The sequence below is a fragment of the Streptomyces sp. NPDC048370 genome (assembly GCF_043200825.1).
Classification (GTDB): Bacteria; Actinomycetota; Actinomycetes; order Streptomycetales; family Streptomycetaceae; genus Streptomyces.
This window is the reverse complement of the sequence record NZ_JBICYI010000018.1, coordinates 78,050-102,435: the sequence shown is the minus strand read 5'-3', so window position 1 is coordinate 102,435 and position 24,386 is coordinate 78,050. Positions and strand designations below refer to the sequence as shown.

At 76.4% G+C, this 24,386-nt stretch carries 2 protein-coding genes and 1 pseudogene (1 of these 3 cut by a window edge); all 3 read left to right on the top strand.

What is annotated here, in order from left to right:
* Positions 1-683, top strand: a pseudogene (locus ACGFYP_RS30465) (SDR family NAD(P)-dependent oxidoreductase) (its annotated part extends 5,986 nt beyond the left edge of the window); the annotation flags it as partial.
* On the top strand, positions 680-13,498 hold the full coding sequence (locus ACGFYP_RS30460; protein WP_393500338.1) for an SDR family NAD(P)-dependent oxidoreductase: 12,819 nt from the start codon (positions 680-682) through the stop codon (positions 13,496-13,498). The pseudogene ACGFYP_RS30465 and the gene ACGFYP_RS30460, both read left to right, overlap by 4 nt.
* Positions 13,447-24,375 (top strand): type I polyketide synthase, encoded by a 10,929-nt coding sequence (locus ACGFYP_RS30455; protein ID WP_393500428.1) that lies wholly within the window; start codon positions 13,447-13,449, stop codon positions 24,373-24,375. The genes ACGFYP_RS30460 and ACGFYP_RS30455 overlap by 52 nt, the downstream gene beginning before the upstream one ends.
* The last annotated feature ends 11 nt before the right edge of the window (positions 24,376-24,386 follow it).

Genomic DNA, 24,386 nt, shown 5'->3' with positions numbered 1-24,386 from the left:
TGGCCCTCTTCGACGCGGCCACCCGCACCGGGGACGCGGTGACCGTCACCGCGCGACTCGACCTCGCCGCCCTGCGCGCCGGAGCGGCGCCCCGGCTGCTGCGCGGCCTGACCGGAGCCCCGGCCGGGCCGGCCGCCTCCCAGGCCGCACGCCCCGTCGACGACGCCGCGGCCCTCGTCGCGCGGATCGCCGCGCTGCCGGAGACCGAGCGCGCGCACGCCCTGCTCGACGTCGTCTGCGGCCACGCCGCCGACGTACTCGGGTACGCGGGACCGGGCGCCGTGGACTTCGCGCGCGGCTTCAAGGAGCTGGGCTTCGACTCGCTGACCGCCGTCGAGCTCCGCAACCGGCTCGGCGCGGCCACCGGGCTGCGCCTGGCGACCACGCTGGTCTTCGACCACCCGACGCCGGCCGCGCTCGCCGACCACCTGCTCGCGTCCCTGATGCCGAGCGAGGCCGAAGGGGCGGCCGCCGACCGGCTCATCGCCGAACTGGCCCGCCTGGAGGGGGCGTTCGCCGCGCTGCCCGCCGACGGAGCCGACCGGACGCGCGTCGCGGAGCACCTGCGCCGACTGGCCTCCCGCTGGGACGCCGCCGAGTCCGCAGAAGCATCCGACGCGGCCGCGCTTGACGCCGCCACCGCAGACGAGTTGTTCGACCTGATCGACCGGGGGATCGCATGACCGAGCAGACCGACCGACCTGGGGGTGCGCCCAAGGCCGACGAGGCGAAGCTGCTCAGCTACCTCAAGCAGGTCACCGGTGACCTGCAGACCACCCGGCGCAGGCTGCGGGAGGTCGAGAGCCGCGACAGCGAGCCCATCGCGATCGTCGGCATGGCCTGCCGCTACCCCGGCGGCGTCGCGTCCCCCGAGGACCTGTGGGAGCTGATCGCGAACGAGACCGACGCGGTCTCGGCGTTCCCCACCGACCGCGGCTGGGACATGGCATCGGTCTACGACCCGGACCCCGACCGGCCGGGCACCTCGTACGCCCGTGAAGGCGGCTTCCTCACCGACGCCGCCGGGTTCGACGCGGGCTTCTTCCGGGTCAGCCCCCGCGAGGCGCTGGCGATGGACCCGCAGCAGCGGCTGGTCCTGGAGACCGCGTGGGAGGCGCTGGAGCGCGCCGGGATCGACCCCGACGGCCTGCGCGGAACCGCGACCAGCGTGTACGTCGGATTCAGCAGCGAGGACTACTCCGACATCGCCGGTGCCGCCGGCACCCAGCTGGAGGGCTACGTCGTCACCGGCACCTCGCCCAGCGTGCTGTCCGGCCGACTCGCCTACACCCTGGGCCTGGAGGGCCCGGCCGTGTCCATCGACACGGCCTGCTCGTCGTCGCTGGTCGCGCTGCACCTCGCGGTGAGGTCGCTGCGCTCCGGCGAGTCCACGATGGCGCTCGCGGGCGGCGCGACCGTCCTGTCGACCCCTGCCGTGTTCACCGAGTACAGCCGCCAGCGCGCGCTGGCCGCCGACGGCCGCTGCAAGGCGTTCGCCGCGGCCGCCGACGGCTTCGGCTTCGGCGAGGGCGTCGGACTGCTGGTCCTGGAACGGCTGTCGGACGCGCGCCGCAACGGCCACCCCGTCCTGGCCGTCGTGCGCGGCAGCGCCATCAACCAGGACGGTGCGAGCAGCGGCCTCACCGCCCCCAACGGCCCCTCCCAACAGCGCGTGGTGCGCCAGGCGTTGGCGGACGCGGGTCTCGCGTCCTCGGACGTGGACGCGGTGGAGGCGCACGGCACGGGGACGCGCCTTGGCGATCCCATCGAGGCGCAGGCGTTGTTGGCCGCGTACGGTCAGGACCGGGAGCGGCCGTTGCTGCTCGGCTCGGTGAAGTCGAACATCGGCCATGCGCAGGCTGCTGCGGGTGTGGCGGGTGTGATCAAGATGGTGCAGGCGATGCGGCATGGTGTGCTGCCTCGGACGCTGCATGTGGACGAGCCGTCGCCGCACGTGGACTGGTCTGCGGGCGCGGTGGAGCTGCTGACCGAGGCGCGGGAGTGGCCCGAGACGGGAGCTCCGCGTCGGGCGGGTGTGTCGTCGTTCGGTGTCAGCGGCACGAACGCGCATGTGGTGCTGGAGCAGGAGCCGCCGTTCGAGGCTCCGCCCGTGGAGCCCGCGGTGCGGGATCTGCCGGTGGTGCCCTGGATCCTGTCGGCCGATTCGGCCGCGGGTCTGCGTGCGCAGGCGGAGCGTCTTGCCGCGCACGGCTCGGCGCTCGATGCCGATCCGCGCGATGTGGCGTTGGCGCTGGGTACGACGCGTTCGGTGCTGGGGCATCGTGGTGTGGTGCTCGGTGGGGGCCGGGCCGAGCTGTTGGCCGGTCTTTCCGCGCTGGCATCGGGTGTTGAGGCGCCTGGTGTGGTGCGGGGTGTCGCGGGCGGCGATGGCCGGGTGGCGTTCGTCTTCCCTGGTCAGGGTTCGCAGTGGGTGGGTATGGGGGCGGAACTCCTCGATTCCTCCCCGGTGTTCGCCGCCCGGATGGCGGAGTGCGCCGAGGCCTTGGCTCCGTACGTCGAGTGGTCGCTGCTCGATGTGGTCCGGGACGGGGTCGACCTGGACCGGGTCGACGTCGTCCAGCCGGTGTTGTGGGCCGTGATGGTGTCGCTGGCCGAGGTGTGGCGGGCGCACGGTGTGGTGCCGTCGGCCGTGGTGGGGCACTCGCAGGGTGAGATCGCCGCCGCGTGCGTCGCCGGCGCCCTGTCGCTGTCGGACGGCGCGCGGGTCGTGGCCCTGCGCGGGCTGGGCCTGGTGAGCCTCGCGGGTTCGGGCGGGATGCTGTCCGTCGCCGCGCCGGAGGCCACGGCGCGGGAGCTGCTGGAGCCCTGGGCGGGCCGCGCGGTGGTCGCGGCGGTGAACAGCCCGGGTTCCGTCGTCGTCGCGGGCGAGGCGACCGCCCTCGACGAACTGGCCGCCCTCTGCGGGGAGAAGGGGGTGCGTGCCCGGCGCATCGCGGTGGACTACGCCTCCCACTCGCCCGCCGTCGACGTGCTGCGCGACCGTTTGATCGCCGACCTCGCCGACGTCGTCCCCACGGCGGGAACCGTCCCGCTGTTCTCGACCGTGACGGGCGGCTGGATCGAAGGCACGGCGCTGGACGCCGAGTACTGGTTCCGGAACCTGCGGGAGCCGGTGCGGTACGCCGACGCGGTGGCGGGCCTTCTCGCCCAGGGCTACCGGGGCTTCGTCGAGTCCAGTCCCCACCCGGTCCTTGCCGTCGGCACGCAGGAAGCCGTCGAGGCCGCCGACGCCACCGCTGTCGTGGTGGGCTCGCTGCGGCGTGACAGCGGCGGCCTGCCGACCCTCCTCGGCAATCTGGCCGAGGCCCATGTCGGCGGCGTACGGGTCGACTGGGCCGCGTTCCACGCCGGTACGGGCGCGCGGGCGGTCGAGTTGCCGACGTACGCCTTCCAGCGCGAGCGCTACTGGCCTCCGGTCGACGGCATCGTCCGCCCGACGGCCGTGGCCGCCCCCGTGGAGCTGCCCGCCGAAGCCGACTCCACCACGACCTGGCGCGACGGCCTCGCCGGGCTGCCCGCGGCCGACCGCCGCCGCAAAGCGCTCGACCTGGTGCGCGCCCGGACCGCCGTGGTGCTCGGCCACGCCGACCCGGCGGCCGTCGAGCCGCAGCGCGGCTTCAGCGACCTCGGCTTCGACTCCCTGGCCGCACTGCGCCTGCGGACCGCGCTGAACGAGGCGACCGGCCTGAGCCTGCCGACGACCGTCGTCTTCGACCACCCCGACCCCGCCGCGCTCGCCGCGCACCTGCTCGCCGAGCTGGAGAGCGCCCCGGCGACGCCGCCCACCACGGCCCGTACCCCCGTACGCACCGCCGTTCCCGCGCCTGCCGTTCCCGCGCCCGCCGCCACCCCGGTACGCGCCTCCGTTCCCGCCCCCGTCCGCGCGACCGCCACGGACGAGCCGCTGGCCGTGGTCGCCATGGCCTGCCGGTTCCCCGGAGGCGTCGAAGGCCCCGACGACCTGTGGCGCGTACTGGCCGAGGGCCGCGAGGTCATCGGCGACTTCCCCGCCGACCGGGGCTGGGACCTCGACGGCCTCTACGACCCCGATCCCGACAAGGCGGGCAGCAGCTATCTGAGCAAGGGTGGATTCCTCGGCGGTGCCGCCGACTTCGACGCCGCGTTCTTCGGCGTCAGCCCGCGCGAGGCGCTGGCGATGGATCCGCAGCAGCGCCTGTTCCTGGAGATGGCGTGGGAGGCGTTCGAGCGCGCGGGCATCGACCCGCTCGGGCTGCGCGGCTCCGCCACGGGCGTGTTCGCCGGCGTCACCGACCAGCGCTACGACACGCGTCACGGCGTGGTGCGCAACGGCGTGGACGAGGGGCTGCTCGGCACCGGCAACTACGCCAGCGTGCTGTCCGGACGGGTCTCCTACACCCTCGGACTCGAAGGCCCGGCGATCAGCGTCGACACCGCCTGCTCCTCGTCGCTGGTCGCGCTGCACCTCGCGGGGCAGTCGCTGCGCAGCGGCGAGTCCTCGCTCGCGCTCGCCGGCGGCGTGATGGTCATGTCGACCCCGCGCGCGTTCGTGGAGTTCTCGCGGCAGCGCGGTCTCTCCCCCGACGGCCGCTGCAAGGCGTTCGCCGCTGCGGCCGACGGCATCGGCTGGTCCGAGGGCGCGGGTGTCGTGCTCCTGGAACGGCTCTCGGACGCGCGCCGCAACGGCCACCCCGTCCTGGCCGTGGTGCGTGGCTCTGCGATCAACCAGGACGGCGCGTCCTCCGGGCTCACCGCGCCCAACGGCACGGCGCAGCAGCGGGTCATCCGCGCCGCGCTCGCAGCCTCGGGCCTCGCCGCGTCCGACGTGGACGTCGTCGAGGCACACGGCACCGGTACGACCCTGGGCGACCCGATCGAGGCCAACGCCCTGCTGGCCACCTACGGGCAGGACCGCGAACGGCCGCTGCGACTCGGCTCGCTCAAGTCCAACATCGGCCACACCGGCCCCGCCGCCGGAGTGGCGGGAGTCATCAAGATGGTGCTCGCGCTCCGCGAGGGCGAGGTCCCGAGGACGCTGCACGTGGACGCGCCCTCCCCGCACATCGACTGGGCGTCCGGTTCCGTCGAGCTGGTGACCGAGGCCGAGTCGTGGACCCGGTCCGACCGGCCGCGCCGCGCGGGCGTCTCGTCCTTCGGCGCCAGCGGCACGAACGCGCACCTGGTCCTCGAAGAGGCCCCCGAGGAGCCGGCCGCGCCGGCCGAGCGTGATGTCGCCCCGCGCTGGGTGCCCTGGACCCTGTCCGCGCGGTCGGACGCGGCCCTGGCCGCGCAGGCCGCCCGGCTCGCCGAGCGGATCGACGCCGAGCCCGGGCTCGAACCGGTGGACGTGGCCTGGTCGTTGGCCGCCTCCCGGGCGTCGCTGCCGCGCCGCGCGGTCGTCGTCGCCGCCGACCGCGCGCAGGCGCTGCGCGGCCTGACCGCGCTGGCGGCCGGGGAGCCCGCGGACTCCGTGGTCACCGGCACCGCCGACGCCGCGGACCCGGGCGTCGTGTTCGTCTTCCCCGGACAGGGCGCGCAGTGGCGCGGCATGGCCGTGGACCTGCTCGATTCTTCCCCGGTGTTCGCGGCGCGGATGGCGGAGTGTGCCGCCGCGCTGTCCCCGTTCGTCGACTGGTCGCTGCTGGACGTGGTCCGGGAGACCGAGGGAGCACCCGGCTTCGACCGCGTCGACGTGGTGCAGCCGGTGTTGTGGGCCGTGATGGTGTCGCTGGCCGAGGTGTGGCGGGCGCACGGTGTGGTGCCGTCGGCCGTGGTCGGTCACTCGCAGGGTGAGATCGCCGCCGCGTGCGTCGCCGGTGCCCTGTCGCTGTCCGACGGCGCTCGGGTCGTGGCCCTGCGGTCGAAGGTGATCGGTGAGCGGTTGGCCGGTCAGGGCGGCATGTTGTCGGTCGCGCTTTCGGCCGACGCCGTGGCGGAGCGGATCGTGCCGTGGGCCGGTCGTGTCTCGGTCGCCGCGCTCAACGGGCCCGCCGCGACGGTGGTGTCGGGTGATCCGGACGCGTTGGACGAGCTGACGGCCGCCTGTGCGGCCGAGGGTGTGCGGACGCGACGGATCCCGGTGGACTACGCGTCCCACTCGGCCCACGTCGAGTCGATCGAGGCCGAACTCCTGACCGTCCTCGCGGACGTGCGGCCGAGCTCCTCCGACGTCCCCTTCCACTCGACGCTGACCGGTGGACCGCTCGACACGGCCTCGCTCGACGCGGGCTACTGGTACCGGAACCTCCGTGAGACCGTCCGGTTCGAGCCCGTCGTCCGCGCCCTGCTCGACGACGGCCGTACCGTCTTCGTGGAGGTCAGCCCGCACCCCGTGCTGACCTCGGCCGTCCAGGAGACGGCGGACGCCGTCGACGCGTCCGCCACGGCGATCGGTTCGCTGCGCCGCGACGAGGACGGCCCGCGCCGCTTCCTCACCTCGCTCGCCGAGGCCGCCGTACGCGGTGTACCCGTCGACTGGGCCACCGTCTGCCAGGGCGGCCGCCACGTCGAGCTGCCCACGTACGCCTTCCAGCGCCGCCGCTTCTGGCCGGAGGGACCGGTGGCGGCGGGCGATGCCTCCGGCCTCGGCCTGGCCGACGCCGGACACCCGCTGCTCGCCGCCGCCACCGCCCTCGCGGACCTCGGCGGCCAGGTGTTCACCGGCCGGGTGGCCTCCGGCACCACGCTGTCCGCCGCCACGTCGGTGGAGCTCGCGCTCTGGGCCGGCGGGGGTCGTGCACTGGCCGAACTCGTCGAGGACGCGCCCCTGGCGGCGACCGACGGCGCCCTGCGGCTGCAGGTCACCGTGGGCACCGAGGAGGCCGACGGTACGTGCTCGGTCGCCGTGTTCTCCCGGCCGGAGGACGCCTCGGACGACCGGCCCTGGACCCGGCACGCGACCGGCGCGCTCACCGGCCGAACCGCCGCCGGAACCGCCGTCGGAACCGCCGTCGACGCGGCCGGGGAACCGGCACGCGCCGATGACGTCGTCGCCGAGGTGACCGCCGAGGGCGCGGGCGACTGGGGCGTGCACCCCGCACTGCTCGACGCCGCCCTCGCGGAGGTCCGCCCCGGCCTGGTGCCCGGTGCCTGGCGCGGTGTCACCCTGCACGCGGTCGGCGCGAGCCGACTGCGCGTACGGCTCTCTCCCAAGGGCCCGGACACGTTCGCCCTGTACGCCACCGACGGCACCGGGGCACCCGTACTGACGGTCGACTCCGTCGAGTTGCGGCAGCCCCGCGCCACGGAGTCGGCCAGGGACCGCGAGCTGTACCGCGTCGAGTGGACGCCCGTACCGCTCCCCGCCGCCACCGCCGACGGGATCGCCGTCCTCGGCGATCTCCCGCTGCCCGGCTTCCGCCTCCACGCGGACGTCGCCGCCGTCGCCGCCCTGGACACCGTCCCCGACGTCCTGGTCCTGCCGTGCAGGCCGCCGCAGGTCGAGGACGTCGTCGGCGCCGCGCACGCCGCGACGCACCGCGTGCTCGCCGTGCTCCAGGAGTGGCTCGCCGAGGACCGGCTGGCCGCCACACGGCTCGTGGTCCTCACCCACGGCGCGGTCGCCGTGGGCGAGGAGGACGTCACCGACCTGGCGCACGCACCCGTCTGGGGCCTGATCCGCTCGGCCCGCGCCGAGCACCCCGGCAGGCTCGTCCTCGTCGACGTGGACAGCCCGGACGCCCTGCAGGAGCTGCCCGGGACGCTCGCCGTCGACGAGCCGGAGATCGCCGTCCGGGCGGGACGCGCCTCCGTACCCCGCCTGGTCCGCGCCCCGCTGACCGACGCGCCCGCGCCCGCATGGGACCCCGAGGGCGTCGTCCTCGTCACGGGTGGCACCGGCACCCTCGGCGCCCTGTGCGCCAGGCACCTGGTGACCGTCCACGGCGTGCGCAGGCTCGTGCTCGCCGGCCGGCGCGGCGCCGCCGCGCCCGAGGCCGTCGCGCTCGCCGAGGAGCTGCGCGCCCTCGGCGCCGAGGTGTCCGTCGCCGCGTGCGACGCCGCCGACAGGACGGCCCTTGCCGCGCTCATCGCGGAGATCACCGCGGAGCGGCCGCTGACCGGAGTCGTCCACACCGCCGGCGTCCTCGACGACGGCGTCATCGCCTCCCAGACCCCCGAGCGGGTCGACCGCGCGCTGCGGCCCAAGGTCGACGCCGCCTGGCACCTGCACCGGCTGACCCAGGGTCACGACCTCGCCGCGTTCATCCTGTTCTCCTCCACCTCAGGCCTCTTCGGGGCGCCGGGCCAGGGCAACTACGCGGCGGGCAACGCGTTCGTGGACGCGCTCGCCGAGCACCGCCGCGCCCTCGGCCTGCCCGCCGTCTCCCAGGTCTGGGGCCTGTGGGCGCACGCCAGCGGAATGACCGGCCACCTCGGCACCGCCGACCTGCGCCGCGCCGCCCGTGACGGCGTGGTGCCGCTGCCCACCGCCGACGCGCTGTCCCTCTTCGACCGGGCAGCCACCGGCGGCGCCGACCCCGTCCTCGTGCCCGCGTGGCTGGACCTGACGTCGTTCGCCACGGGCGGCACGCCCGTCCCCGCGCTGCTGCGGGGCCTCGTCCGAGGGCCCGCGCGCCGCGCCGCCGACGCCGCTTCCGGGCAGGACACGCTCGCCCAGCGGCTCGCCGGGCTCGGCGCCGCCGAGCGCGACCGGCTCCTGCTCGACCTGGTCCGCAGCCACGCCTCCGTGGTCCTCGGCCACGCGGACGGCGACGCCGTGACACCCGGTCACGCCTTCAAGGAGCTGGGCTTCGACTCGCTGACGGCGGTGGAACTGCGCAACCGCCTCGCCGCCGCGACCGGTCTGCGGCTGCCCGCGACCCTGGTCTTCGACCACCCGAACCCGCGCGCGCTCGCCGAGCACCTGCGCGGGGAGCTGCTGGGCGAGCGGGTCGCGCCGGTCGCTGCCGTCGCCGTCGGCACGGCGGGCGACGACCCGATCGCCGTCGTCGGCATGTCCTGCCGCCTCCCGGGCGGCGTGGAGACGCCGGAGGACCTGTGGCGGCTGCTCGCGGAGGGCCGTGAGGCGCTGTCCCCGTTCCCGGGCGACCGGGGTTGGGACACCGAGGGCCTGTACCACCCGGATCCGGAGCACGCGGGTACGTCGTACGTGCGTGAGGGCGGGTTCCTCGAGGGCGCGGCGGAGTTCGACGCCGGGTTCTTCGGGATCTCGCCGCGTGAGGCGCTCGCGATGGACCCGCAGCAGCGGCTCGCCCTGGAGACCGCGTGGGAGGCCGTGGAACGGTCGGGCCTCGACCCGAAGTCGCTGCGCGGCAAGGACGTCGGCGTCTTCCTCGGCACCAACGGCCAGGACTACGTGTCCCTGCTGCGCCCGAGCGTCGAGAGCGCCGAGGGCTACGTCGGCATCGGCAACTCCGCCAGCGTGCTCTCCGGCCGCATCTCGTACGTCCTCGGCCTGGAGGGCCCGGCCGTCACGGTCGACACCGCGTGCTCGTCCTCGCTCGTCGCCCTGCACTGGGCCGTCCAGTCGCTGCGTACCGGCGAGTGCTCGATGGCGCTCGTCGGCGGTGTCACCGTCATGGCGACCCCGGACGTGTTCGTCGACTTCTCCCGCCAGCGCGGCCTGGCCGCCGACGGCCGGTGCAAGGCCTTCTCCGGCAGCGCCGACGGCACGGGCTGGTCGGAGGGCGCGGGCATGCTGCTCGTCGAGCGGCTCTCGGACGCGCGCAGGAACGGACACCAGGTCCTGGCGGTCGTCCGCGGCACGGCGATCAACCAGGATGGCGCCTCCAACGGCCTCACCGCGCCGAACGGCCCCTCGCAGCAGCGGGTCATCCGCCAGGCGCTGGCCAACGCCGGCCTCGAACCGTCCGACGTGGACGCCGTCGAGGCGCACGGCACGGGCACCACGCTCGGCGACCCGATCGAGGCGCAGGCGCTCCTGGCCACGTACGGCCAGGACCGCGCCGAACCCGCGTGGCTCGGCTCGGTCAAGTCGAACCTGGGCCACACCCAGGCCGCCGCCGGTGTCGCGGGCGTCATCAAGATGGTGCTCGCGCTGAACGCGGGCGAACTGCCGCGCACCCTGCACGTCACCGAGCCGTCCCCGCAGGTCGACTGGTCGGCGGGCGCGGTACGGCTGCTCACCGAGCCGCAGCCCTGGCCGGCGGGGCAGCGTCCCCGCCGCGCCGGTGTGTCGTCGTTCGGCGTGAGCGGGACCAACGCGCACGTCGTGATCGAGGAGGGCGAGCCGACCGGGCCCACCGAGCCGACCGGGCCCACGGAGCCGACCGGGCCCACCGAGCCGACCGGGCCCACCGAGCCGACCGGGCCCACCGAGCCGGTCGCACCCGTGGCGGCCGAACCGCCGCACGGCGATGCCGTGGTGCCGTGGCTGCTCTCGGCGCGTACGGAGCCGGCCCTGCGGGCGCAGGCCGAGCGGCTGCACGCCTTCGTGACGGCCCACCCCGAGGTGCGTCCGGCCGACATCGGTCTGACCCTCGCCACCGCGCGGTCCCGCTTCGAGTACCGCGCCGTGGTGACGGGCGCCGATCACCACGGGCTGCTGGCCGGTCTGGCCGACCTCGACCCGGTCGCGGCCGGGGAGGACGGTTCGACGGCGTTCCTCTTCACCGGCCAGGGCGCGCAGCGCGCGGGCATGGGCGAGGAACTGGCAGCCGTGTACCCGGTGTTCGCGGAGGCGTTCGACGCGGTGTGCGCCGAGTTCGACGCGCTCCTCGACCGTCCGCTGCGCGAGGTGATCGCCTCGGGCGAGGGCCTGGACGACACGGAGTACGCGCAGCCCGCGCTGTTCGCCGTCGAGGTCGCCCTCTACCGGCTGCTGGAGTCGTGGGGCGTACGCCCCGACTTCCTGGCCGGCCACTCGATCGGCGAGCTGGTCGCCGCGCACGTCGCTGGTGTCTGGTCGCTGCGTGACGCGGTGACCGTGGTCGCCGCGCGGGGTCGGCTCATGGGAGCGCTGCCCCAGGGCGGCGCGATGGTGGCCGTGGAGGCCTCCGAGGAGGAGATCGTCCCGACGCTCGTCGAGGGCGCGGGGATCGCGGCGGTCAACGGGCCGTCGTCGGTCGTCGTCTCCGGCGACGAGGACGCGGTCCTGGCCGTGGCGGCCCACTGGTCCGAACTCGGCCGCAGGACCAAGCAGCTGACGGTGAGTCATGCCTTCCACTCGCACCGGGTGGAGCCGATGCTCGCCGAGTTCGCGCGCGTCCTCGACACCGTCGCCTTCGCCGCGCCCGGTATCCCCGTCGTGTCCACCGTGACCGGGGCCGCCGAGGACATGGGTGCGCCCGGGTACTGGCTGCGCAACGCGCGGGAGGCCGTACGGTACGCCGACGGTGTCGCCGCGCTGCGGGACGCCGGGGTCACCACCCTCGTCGAGGTCGGCCCGGACGGTGTGCTCGCCGCGCTGACCGAAGGTGCCGTGCCCCTGCTGCGCAAGGGCAGGCCCGAGGCGCTCGCGCTGGTCGACGGGCTCGCCCGGTCCGGCGTGGCCGTCGACTGGCCGGCCTTCTTCGCCGGCGCCGGGGCGCGCCGGGTCGACCTGCCGACGTACCCGTTCCAGCGCACCCGCTTCTGGCCGGAGACCCCCGAGCGGCCCTCGGCCGACCCCGTCGCGTCGTGGCGCTACCGCGTGCGCTGGGAACGGGTCGACGGAGTGGCCGACAAGCCGCTGCTCGGCCGCTGGGCGGTCGCCGTCCCGGCCGCCCGCGCGGATCACCCGCTCGTACGGGCGTCACTGCGCGGTCTCGCCGAACGGGGCGTGGACGCCGTCGAGTTGGTCGTACCCGAGGCTCCCGAGCGGGCCCGGCTCGCCGAGCAGGTCGCGGGTCCCGTGGACGGTGTCCTGTCGCTGCTCGCGCTCGGCGGGGACGGCACCGCCGCCACCCTCGTGCTCGCGCAGGCGCTGGGTGACGCCGACACGTCCGCACCGCTGTGGTGCGTGACCGCCGACGCCATGGGCGTGGCCGAAGGCGATGTCGCCGACCCGGCTCAGGCGCAGGTCTGGGGCCTCGGCCGGGTGCTGTGCCTGGAGGCACCGCACCGCTGGGGCGGCCTGGTCGACATGCCCGCCGACCCGGACGCCCACGCCGTCGGCCTGCTGTGCGACGTGCTCGCCGGGATCGAGGGAGAGGACCAGGTGGCCGTGCGCGCCACCGGCGTCCTCGGCCGCAGGCTCGTCCGCGCGACCACCCCCGCACCCGAGGGATGGCGTCCCACCGGCACCGTCCTCGTCACCGGCGGCACGGGCGCCCTGGGCGGGCACGTGGCCCGCTGGGCGGCCCGCTCGGGCGCCGACCGTGTCGTCCTGGTGAGCAGGCGCGGACCGGCCGCCGAGGGCGCCGCCGAGTTGGTGGCGGAGCTGACCGCGCTCGGCACCCAGGCCGTGGCCGAGGCCTGCGACGCGGCCGACCGCACCGCGCTCGGCGCGCTGCTCGACCGGATCGCCGCCGACGGGCCGCCGTTGACGGCGGTCGTGCACACGGCGGGCGTCCTGGACGACGGCGTGCACGATTCCCTGACCCCGCGGCGTCTTGCCACGGTGCTGCGCGCCAAGGCCGACGCCGCGACCGCGCTGCACGAGCTGACGGAGGGTCTGCCCCTGGACGCCTTCGTGCTGTTCGGCGCGCTCGGGGGTGTCGTCGGCGGCGCGGGCCAGGCGAACTACGCCGCGGCCAACGCCCACCTCGACGCCCTCGCCGAGCGCCGCAGGACCGCGGGCCTGCCCGCCACCTCGGTGGCGTGGGGCGCGTGGGCGGGCGGCGGCATGGCCGACGCGGACGAGGTGCGCAGGCGCCTGGACCGCGACGGCCTGCGCTCCATGGACCCCGAGCGGGCCATCGAGGCGCTCAGCCGGGAGATCGCCGGCGGCGACCCGGCCGTGGTCCTCGCGGACGTGGACTGGGCGCGGCTCGCGCCCTCCCTGCACGCCGTGCGGCCCAGCCCGCTGATCTCCGGCATCCCCGAGGCCCACCGGGCCGTCGCGCCGGGTGCGGGGGCGGCCCCCGCCGAGGCGGAGCTGCGGCAGCGCGTCGCGGGCCTGTCTGCCGCCGAACGCGGTCGGGTCGTCCTCGACCTCGTCCGTACCTCGGTCGCCGCCGTACTCGGGCACCGGGACGCGGCGGCCGTAGACACCGAACGCGGCTTCCTCGACCTCGGGTTCGACTCGCTCACCGCGGTGGAGCTGCGCAACCGGCTGACCCGGGCCACCGGGCTCACGCTGCCGCTCACGCTGGTCTTCGACCACCCCACGGGGGACGAACTGGCCGCGCACCTCGCGGCCGGGCTCGCCCCCGCGGAGACGGCGCCGTCGGTGGCCGACCTCGACCGGTTCGCCGGGCTGGACCCGGCCGGGGCGGACGAGTCGACCCGCGCGAAGGTCACCGCCGAGCTGCGCCGCCTGCTGGGCGAGTGGACGCCGGTGACCGCCGGTTCCTCGGCGGCCGCCGCCGACCAGCTGAGCACGGCATCCGCCGACGAGATCTTCGATTTCATCCAAAACGAGCTCGGGAAGTCCTGAACGTGGAGAACGAGAGCAAGCTGCTCGACCACCTGCGGTGGGTCACGGGCGAGTTGACCCAGGCGCGCCAGACGCTGCGCGAGACGGCCGAACGCGCCGCCGAACCCGTCGCGGTGGTCGGCGCGGGCTGCCGCTTCCCCGGCGGCGTCGCGTCCCCCGAGGACCTGTGGCGGCTGCTCGCGGACGGCCGAGACGCGCTCTCCCCGTTCCCGGACGACCGGGGCTGGGACGTGGAGGGCCTGTACCACCCGGACCCGGAGCACGCGGGTACGTCGTACGTGCGTGAGGGCGGGTTCCTCGACGGCGCGGACGAGTTCGACGCCGGGTTCTTCGGGATCTCGCCGCGTGAGGCGCTCGCGATGGACCCGCAGCAGCGGCTCGCCCTGGAGACCGCGTGGGAGGCCGTCGAGCGCGCCGGGATCGACCCCAAGTCGCTGCGCGGCAAGGACGTCGGCGTCTTCCTCGGCACCAACGGCCAGGACTACATCTCCGCCGCGCGGCCCGTCCTCGACCGCGTCGAGGGGTACGCCGGCACCGGGAACGCGGCCAGCGTCCTGTCCGGGCGCCTCGCCTACGTCCTCGGGCTCCAGGGCCCGGCGGCCACCGTCGACACGGCCTGTTCGGCGTCGCTCGTGGCGCTGCACCTCGCGATGCGGTCCCTGCGGTCGGGGGAGTGCGCGATGGCCCTCGCCGGCGGTGTGACGGTCATGTCCTCGCCCGCCACGTTCGTGGAGTTCTCCCGCCAGCGCGGCCTCGCCCCCGACGGCCGGTGCAAGCCGTTCGCGGCCGCCGCCGACGGCACCGGCTGGGGCGAGGGCGCGGGCGTCCTCCTCCTCGAGCGGCTCTCCGACGCCCGCCGCCTCGGCCACCCGGTCCTCGCCGTGCTGCGCGGCTCGGCCGTCAACCAGGACGGCGCGAGCAGCGGCCTCACCGCCCCGAACGGCCCGGCACAGCAGCGGGTCATCAAGGCGGCGCTCGCCGACGCCCGGCTCTCGCCCGCCGACGTGGACCTCGTCGAGGCGCACGGTACGGGCACGGTCCTCGGCGACCCGATCGAGGCGCAGGCGCTGCTCGCCGCCTACGGCGCCGACCGGGCCGAGCCGCTGTGGCTGGGCTCGGTGAAGTCCAACCTCGGCCACACGCAGGCCGCGGCGGGTGTCGCCGGCGTGCTCAAGGCCGTACTCGCGCTGCGTCACGGCGTGTTGCCGAAGACCCTGCACGTGGACGCCCCCACGCCGAAGGTCGAGTGGTCGGCGGGCAACGTACGGCTGCTGGCGGAGGCCCGCGCCTGGCCCGCGGGCGACCGTCCGCGTCGGGCCGGTGTGTCCGCGTTCGGCGTCAGCGGCACCAACGCGCACGTCATCGTGGAGGAGGCGCCCGCCGCCGAGCCGGAGCCCGAGCGCGCGGCCGCGGCCGGGCCGGTGCCGTGGGCGCTGTCCGGCCGCACCGAGGACGCCCTGCGCGGCCAGGCCGCCGCGCTCCTCGCGCACCTGGCCGAGCGGCCCACCGCCGAGCCGCGCGACATCGCCCTCGCCCTGGCCACCACCCGGTCCTCCTTCGAGCACCGCGCCGTCGTCGTCGGCGCGGACCGGGCGGAGCTGCTGCGCGGTACCGCCGCCCTCGCTGCCGGGAACCCCGCCGCGGGCGTCGTCCGCGGCCTCGCGGGTGGACCCGGCCGGGTCGCCTTCGTCTTCCCCGGGCAGGGGGCGCAGTGGGTCGGCATGGCCCTCGAACTGGCCGCCTCCTCGCCCGAGTTCGCCCACCGCCTCGACGAGTGCGCCGCCGCGCTCGCCCCGCACGTGGACTGGTCGCTGCGCGAGGTCCTCGCCGACCCGGCCGCGCTGGAGAACGTCGACGTCGTCCAGCCCGCCCTGTGGGCCGTGATGGTGTCCCTCGCCGCGCTCTGGCGCGCCCACGGCGTCGAGCCCGCGGCCGTCGTCGGCCACTCGCAGGGCGAGATCGCCGCCGCCTGCGTCGCGGGCGCGCTGTCCCTGGAGGACGCCGCCCTGCTGGTCACCGCCCGCGCGCGGGCCCTGCGCGCGGTCGCGGGCCTGGGCGGCATGGTCGCGCTGCCGCTCGCCCAGGACGCCGCGCGCGAGCTGCTGGCGCCGTGGGGCGAGCGGCTGTCGGTGGCCGCGGTCAACGGCCCCGCCGCCACCGTCGTGTCCGGCGACGCCGCGGCCCTGGACGAACTGATGGCCGCGGCCGAACGCGACGGACTGCGGGCCCGGCGGATCCCCGTCGACTACGCGTCGCACTCCGCCCAGGTCGAGGCCGTACGCGCCGAGGTCCTCGCCGCCACCGCCGCGATCCGGCCGCGCGCCGCCGACGTCGCGTTCGTGTCGTCGGTGACCGGCGGCTTCCTCGACACGACCGGTCTCGACGCCGCGTACTGGTTCCGCAACCTGCGGGAGCCGGTCCGCTTCGACACCGCCACACGCACCCTCCTCGACGCGGGCTTCGGTACGTTCGTCGAGGTCAGCCCGCACCCCGTGCTCACCGCCGCCGTGCAGGAGGCCGACGAGAGGGTCCTCGCCTTCGGCTCCTTGCGCCGTGACGCCGGGGGCCCCGCCACGTTCCTCGCCTCGCTCGCCGAGGCCGCGGTACGGGGCGTGCCGGTCGACTGGACGGCCGCCCTGCCCGACGCGCGCCCGGTGCCCCTTCCGACGTACGCCTTCCAGCGCGAGCGCTACTGGCTCGACGTACCCGCCCAGGACCAGGGCGGGGACGCGGAGTTCTGGACCGCCGTGCGCGGCTCGGCCGACGACCTCGCCGCTGCGCTCGGCGCGGGCGACACCGACCGGGAGCCGCTCGCCGCCGTCCACCCGCTCCTCGCCGCCTGGCACGAGCGGCACGCGGACGAGACCGCCGTCGACTCGTGGCGCTACCGCGTCGACTGGACGCCCCTGACCGTCTCCGGCGCCCCGGCCGGCCGCTGGCTCGCCGTGCTCCCCGAGGGCGACACCTGGGCCGACACCGTGGCCACCGCCCTGTCCGCCCGCATGGACCTCGTCCGTACGACGGCCGAACTGCCGGCCGACGTGGGTGACCTGGCCGGCTACGCGGGCGTCCTGCTCCTTGTCGCGCCCGGCGATCCCGAGCCGCTTCCCGGGGTACTCGCCCTGGTACAGGCCCTCGACGGCGTTCCGCTGTGGTGCGTGACCAGCGGCGCGGTCGCCGTCGGGCCCTCCGACGCCGTGGGGGACCCGGCGACGGCGCAGGTCTGGGGTCTCGGCCGGGTGGCCGCCCTGGAGCGGCCCCGGGCCTGGGGCGGCCTCGTCGACCTGCCCGCCGACGTCGACGGACGTGTGGCCGACCGGCTCGCGGCCGTCCTGGCAGGCGACGAGGACCAGGTGGCCGTCCGCGCCTCCGGCGCGTTCGGCAGGAGGCTGCGCCGCGCCCCGGGCGGCCCCGTCGGCGCCGAGTGGCGACCCGAGGGGACCGTCCTGGTCACCGGCGGCACCGGCGGCCTCGGCGCGCAGGTCGCCCGCTGGCTCGCCGGCGCGGGCGCCGAGCGGCTCGTGCTCACGAACCGGCGCGGCCCCGACGCGCCCGGCGCCCGGGACCTCGTCGCCGAACTGACCGCGCTGGGCGCGGCGGTCGACGTCGTCGCCTGCGACGCCGCCGACCGTGACGCGCTGGCCCGGCTGCTCGCCGAGCACCCCGTCACCGCCGTCTTCCACCTCGCGGGCATCGAGCGGTACAAGGCGCTCGCCGACGTGACCCCGGCCGACCTCGCCGAGGTCGCCGCCGCCAAGGTCGCGGGCGCACGCCACCTGGACGAGCTGACCCGCGATCAGGAGCTCTCGGCCTTCGTGCTCTTCACCTCGGGCGCGGGCGTCTGGGGCAGCAGCGGCCAGTCCGCGTACGCCGCCGCCAACGCCCACCTCGACGCGCTGGCGCTGCGGCGCCGCGCCGAGGGCCTGCCCGCCACCGCCGTGGCCTGGGGCCACTGGGGCGGCGCGGGCATGTCCGATGGACCCGCACGTGAGCAGATGGCCCGCTGGGGCCTGCCCGCCATGGCGCCCGAGCGTGCCGTCGCGGCGCTGCGCGGGGCCCTCGGCCGGGACGAGACCGTACTGGCCGTCGCGGACATCGACTGGCCGGTCTTCGCCTCGACGTTCACCGTGGCCCGCCGCAGCCCCCTCCTCGCCGACCTGCCGGAGGCCGCCGAGCCCGCCGCGCCCGAGCCGGCGCAGGACGGCCCCGTACCGCTCGACCGGGCGGGGCTCCTGGAGCTGGTGCTCGGTGAGACCGGGGCCGTACTGGGCCACGCGTCGGCCGCGTCGCTCCCCGAGGGCCGCGCGTTCCAGGAGCTGGGCTTCGACTCCCTGACCGCCGTCGAGCTGCGCAATCGCCTGCGTGACGCGACCGGTCTGAAGCTGCCCGTCACGCTCGTCTTCGACCACCCCACGCCCGAGGCGCTCGTCGACCACCTCCTCGACCAGCTGCCCGGCGCCGACACCGTCGTCACCGGCGCTGTCGCCGGCGCCGCCGAGCCGGTCGCCCGGACCGCCGCCGAGGACGACCCGGTCGTCATCGTCGGCATGGCCTGCCGCTTCCCCGGCGGCGTCGACTCGCCCGAGCGGCTGTGGGAGCTGGTGCTCCAGGGCCGCGACGCGATGGGCGGCTTCCCGGCCGACCGAGGATGGGACGTCACCGACGCGGGGTACGCGAAGGTCGGCGCCTTCCTCGACTCCGCGGGCGCCTTCGACGCCGGGTTCTTCGGCATCAGCCCCCGCGAGGCCGTCGGCATGGACCCGCAGCAGCGGCTCCTGCTGGAGACCGCGTGGGAGGTCCTGGAGAACGCGGGCATCGACCCCCGCTCGGTACGGGGCAGCAGGACCGGTGTGTTCGTCGGCTACGGCGGCCAGGACTACCTGACCAGCCTCTACGGCACACCCGACGAGCTGCAGGGCCATCTGCTCACCGGCACGTCCGGCAGCGTGGTCTCCGGCCGACTCGCCTACGTACTGGGCCTGGAGGGCCCCGCGGTCACCCTCGACACCGCCTGCTCCTCGTCGCTCGTGGCCCTGCACTGGGCCGCCGCCGCGCTGCGCTCCGGCGAGTGCGACCTCGCCCTCGCCGGCGGCGTCACCGTGATGGCAACCCCCGGCGTCTTCGTCGAGTTCGGGCGGCAGGGCGGCCTGGCCGCCGACGGGCGCTGCAAGGCGTTCGCCGACGCCGCCGACGGCACCGGCTGGGGCGAGGGCGTGGGCCTGCTGCTCGTCGAGCGGCTGTCCGACGCACGCCGCAGGGGCCACGAGGTCCTCGCCGTGCTGCGCGGCTCCGCCGTCAACTCCGACGGCGCCTCCAACGGGCTGACCGCGCCCAACGGCCCGTCGCAGCAGCGCGTCATCCGCGCCGCCCTGACGGGTGCAGGACTCGCGCCGTCCGACGTCGACGCCGTGGAGGCCCACGGCACCGGCACCGCCCTCGGCGACCCCATCGAGGCGCAGGCGCTGCAGGCGGCGTACGGGCAGGACCGGGACCGTCCGCTGCTGATCGGCTCGGTGAAGTCCAACCTCGGCCACACGCAGGCCGCGTCCGGCGCCGCCGGCGTCATCAAGACCGTGCTCGCGCTCCGCCACGGCACCCTGCCCGCCACCCTGCACGTCGACCGCCCCTCCACGGCCGTCGACTGGACCAGGGGTGCCGTCTCCGTCCTCACGGAGGAGACACCGTGGCCCGAGACGGGTGCGCCGCGCCGCGCGGGCGTGTCCTCGTTCGGAGTCAGCGGCACCAACGCGCACGTCATCCTCGAACAGGCCCCGCCCGTCGAGGACCTCACGCCCGCCGCGCCGGCAGGGGACGGCGGGGACGTCCCGTGGGTGGTGTCCGGCCGGTCGCCCGAAGCGGCGCTCGCCCAGGTCGAGCGGCTGCGGGCCCACGTCGCCGCGCACCCGGACGCCGACCCGGTGGCGGTCGCCCGTGCGCTCGCCACCACCCGTACCGCCTTCGAGTACCGCGTGGCCGCCGCCGGTTCCCGCTCCGACGACCTGCTCGCAGGACTCGCCGGAGCCCGGCCCGTCGCCGCCCGCCAGGGGCGTACGGCGTTCCTGTGCACCGGCCAGGGCGCGCAGCGCGTGGGCATGGGCGCCGACCTCTACACCGCCCACCCCGCCTACGCCGACGCGTTCGACGCGGTCTGCGCGGAGTTCGACCGGCTGCTCGACCGCCCGCTGCGTGACCTGGTCCTGACCGGCCCTGCCGAGGTGCTCGACCGCACGGAGTACGCGCAACCCGCGCTGTTCGCCGTCGAGTTCGCGCTCGCCGCGCTGCTGCGCTCATGGGGCGTCGTCCCCGACCTGCTCGCAGGACACTCGCTCGGCGAGATCACCGCCGCGACCCTGGCGGGCGTGCTCACGCTGCCCGACGCGGCGGTGCTCGTGGCCGCGCGGGGGAAGCTGATGGGCGCGCTGCCCGAGGGCGGCGCGATGATCGCCGTGGAGGCGACCGAGGAGCGGCTGCGGCCCCTGCTGAGCGACGAGGTCGCCCTCGCCGCCGTCAACGGACCGCGTGCGCTCGTCCTGTCCGGCGCCGAGGCCGCCGTCTCCGACGCGGCCGCGCGGCTGGCCGCCGAGGGCAGCCGGACCAGGCGCCTGCGCGTCTCGCACGCCTTCCACTCGCCCCTGATGGAGCCGATGCTGGCGGAGTTCCGTTCGGTCGTGGCGGGCCTCGAGTTCCGTACGCCGACGGTGCCCGTGGTCTCCGCGCTGACCGGTCGCCCGCTGACCGCCGACGAGGTCCGCTCGCCCGACCACTGGGCGCGCCACGTGCGGGAGACCGTGCGGTTCCACGACGCGGTGCTCGGTCTGCGCGCGGCGGGCGCCGTCCGCCACCTGGAGATCGGCCCGGACGGTGTCCTCACCGCGATGGCACAGGGCACCCTGGCCGAGCCCGGCTCGGACTCCTCCGCCGTCGACGGTGCCGGCGAGGAGCGCGAGCCGCTGACCGTGCCGCTGCTGCGCGCCGGCCGCCCCGACACGACCGCGCTCACCGACGCGCTTGCCCGCGCCCACGCCGACGGTCTCCCGCTCGACTGGGCCGCGTACTTCGCCGGCCGGGGCGGCGCCCGCGTCGCCCTGCCGACGTACGCCTTCCAGCGCGAGCACTACTGGCTGCCCGCCGCTCCCGCCGCGGACCTCCGGAGCGCGGGCCTGTCCGCCGCCGGGCACCCGCTGCTGGCCGCCGCGGTCGACCTGCCGGACGGCGGCGCCGTGCTCACCGGACGGCTGTCCCCGTCGGCGCGGCCCTGGCTGGCCGAACACGTCGTGCGCGGCACCGTGCTGCTGCCCGGCACGGCCCTCCTCGAGCTCGCGCTCGCCGCCGCCGACCGGACCGGCGCGGGCGGTGTGGAGGAGCTGACGCTCGAAGCGCCGCTCGCCCTGCCCGTGGACGGCGCGGTGGAGGTACGCGTCACCGTCGGCGCCGCCGAGGACGACGGCCGCCGGTCGGTCGCCCTGCACGCGCGCACCGACGGGGACTGGACCCGCCACGCCACCGGCGTGCTGGGCGAGGTGGCGGAGACCGCGCCTGTGGCGGGGGAGTGGCCGCCCGCGGGCACCGAGCCCGCCGACGTCGCCGCGATGTACGCGGGTCTCACCGACGCCGGCTTCGGCTACGGGCCCGCGTTCCAGGGCCTGCGCGCCGCGTGGCGACGCGGCGAGGGCCCGGCGGCCGAGGTGTTCGCCGAGGTCGAGCTGCCCGCCGGGGTCGCCGACGCGGACCGCTGCGCGGTCCACCCGGCCCTGCTCGACGCCGCCCTGCACGCCATCGGCGTCGGCGGCCTGATCACCGACCCCGCGCACGGCGGCCTGCCGTTCGCGTGGACCGGCGTGCGGGTGTTCGCGCGTGGCGCCCGGGCCGTCCGCGCCCGTCTCTCCCGTACGGGTGACGCGGGCGCCCTCGCGGTGGAACTGTCCGACGCCGACGGTCTGCCGGTGGCCGCGATCGGGTCGCTGCGCCTGCGGCCCGCAGCGGCGCCCGCCGTGCCCGACGCGCTCTTCGAGACCCACTGGGTGCCCGTCGAGCCCACCGGTACCCCGGCCCGTCGCTTCTCCCTGACCGGCACTTCGGCAGGTACGTCGACCGACGTCACCACCCTCGTGGAGGGACTGCGGGCCGCGGGAGCCGAGGTCGGCGCACAGGCGCCCGACACCGTACTCCTCCCGGTCACGACGGAGCCCGGTGCCGAACCCGTGGCCGAGACGCACCGGGTGACGGCCGAAGTCCTCGCGGTCCTGCGGGACTTCCTCGCCGACGAAGGGGCCGGCGCCCGGCTCGCCGTGGTCACGCGCGGCGCCGTCGCCGTCTCCGCCGACGAGCCGGCCGACATCGCCGCGCGCGCCGCGTGGGGCCTCGTGCGGTCCGCCCAGACGGAACACCCCGACCGGATCGTCCTCGCCGACCTCGACGGCACCCCCGAGTCGGCGCGCGCCCTCGCGGGCGCCCTCGCCTGCGGGGAACCCCAGGTCGCCGTCCGGGCGGGCGCGGTCTCCGCGCCGAGGCTCGCCCGCGCGGGCTCCGACGCGATCGTCCTGCCCGCCGGCGGGTGGAGCCTGGAGCCCGGTGCGAACGGGACGGTCGACGCTCTGACCGCCGCCCCCTGCCCCGAACCGCCGCTCGCGGCGGGCGAGGTACGGGTCGCCGTCCGGGCCACCGGCGTCACCTTCCGCGACGTGCTCACCGTGCTCGGCCTCTACCCGGGCGACCCCCAGCCGCTCGGTGTCGAGGCGGCCGGCGTGGTCACCGAGGTCGGGCCGGACGTGGACGACCTGGCCCCGGGCGACCGGGTGTTCGGCCTGCTGCCCGGATCCATGGGCTCCTCCTGCGTGGCCGACCGGCGACTCGTCGTGCCGGTCCCCGCCGGGTGGGGCTTCGCCGAGGCGGCCGCCGTGCCGTCGGCGTTCCTCACCGCCTGGTTCGGCCTGCGCGACGTCGCCGACGTACGCCCCGGGGACCGGGTGCTCGTCCACGCCGCCGCCGGCGGTGTGGGCATGGCCGCCACCCAACTCGCCACGCTCTGGGGCGCGGAGGTCTTCGGCACCGCGAGCCCCGGCAAGCACGACGTGCTGCGCGCCGCCGGTCTCGCCGACGACCACATCGCCTCCTCGCGTACGACCGACTTCGCCGAGCGGTTCAAGGCGGCGACCGGCGGACGCGGGATGGACGTCGTCCTCAACTCGCTCGCGGGCGAGTTCGTGGACGCGTCCCTGGGCCTGCTCGCGCCGGGCGGCCGGTTCGCGGAACTCGGCAAGACCGACATCCGTACCGGTCTCGACGTCTCCTACCGGGCCTTCGACCTGGTGGACGCGGGACCCGACCGCATCCAGGAGATCCTCGCCGAGGTCGTCGAGCTCTTCGCGGCCGGCGCCCTGACGCCGCTGCCGGTCCGTCAGCTGCCCTTCGGCCGCGCCAAGGAGGCCTTCCGGCTGATGGCGCAGGCCCGGCACGTCGGCAAGGTCGTGCTCACCACCGCCCCCTACGGCGACGGCACCGTCCTCGTCACCGGCGGCACCGGCACGCTCGGCGGGCTCGTGGCGCGCCACCTCGTCGCCGAACACGGCGTACGGAACCTCGTCCTCACCGGCCGACGGGGCGCGACCGCCCCCGGCGCCACCGAGCTCGCGGCCGACCTGACCGCCCTGGGCGCCGACGTACGCCTGGCGGCCTGCGACGTGGCCGACAGGGACGCGCTCGCCGCACTCCTCGCGGACATCGAGCCGCCGCTGACGGCCGTGGTGCACGCGGCGGGCGTCCTCGACGACGGCGTCGTCGGATCGCTCACCCCCGAGCGGCTCTCCGCCGTGCTGCGGCCGAAGGCGGACGCCGCCTGGCACCTGCACGAGCTGACCCGTGCGGCGGACCTCTCCGCGTTCGTCCTCTTCTCGTCGGCCGCCGGCACCTTCGGCGGCCCCGGCCAGGGCAACTACGCCGCCGCCAACACCGCCCTCGACGCGCTCGCCGAACACCGCAGGGCCCTCGGACTGCCCGCCGTCTCCCTGGCGTGGGGCCCGTGGGCCGCCGAGAGCGCCATGACCGGCGGTCTCGGCGACGGCGACCGCGCGCGGATGTCCCGCGGCGGGATCCGTCCGCTGGCCTCCGCCGAGGCGCTGGCGCTCCTCGACGCCGCCTGCCGCACCGGCTCCGGCGCGCTCGCCGCGATCCGCCTCGACACCGCGGCGCTGCTCCGGCAGGCGGGCCCGCTGCCCGCCCTCCTCGGCGGCCTGGTCCGCCCGCCCGCACAGGCGCCGCGCACCGACGCGGCCGCACTGCCCGCGCGCCTCGCCGGACTCGGCGAGGAGCAGCGACGGCGAGCGGTGCTCGACGTCGTCCGCGGCCACGCGGCGGCGGTGCTCGGCCACGCCCGGGCCTCGGCCGTGGACAGCACCCGCGGATTCCTCGACGCGGGCTTCGACTCGCTCACCGCCGTCGAGCTGCGCAACCGGCTCAAGGACGCCACCGGCCTGCGGCTCGCCGCGACCGTGGTGTTCGACCACCCGACCCCGGACGCCCTGGCCCGGCACATCCTGGCGGAACTCGCGGTGCCGCCGCAGGCCGACCGGACACCGGCCGGCGCGGGTCGAGGTGCCGGTGGAGGCACCGCCGGCGGCGAAGGGGACGGCGACCCGGACGGCGCGGTGCGCCGCGCCATCGCGGCCATCCCGCTCGACCGGCTCCGATCGGCCGGACTCCTGGACGAGTTGGCCCGTCTCGCGGGAGTCACGGTGCCGCCGCCGTCCCGCCCGGCCGACCCGGACGGCACGCAGGGCGGCACGCAGGACGACCCCGCCGCGCTCCTGGACTCGCTGGACTCCATGGGCATCGACGACCTGCTCAAGATCGCGAACGACAATCAGCTCCGCAGGGATTGAGGGACAAGCAC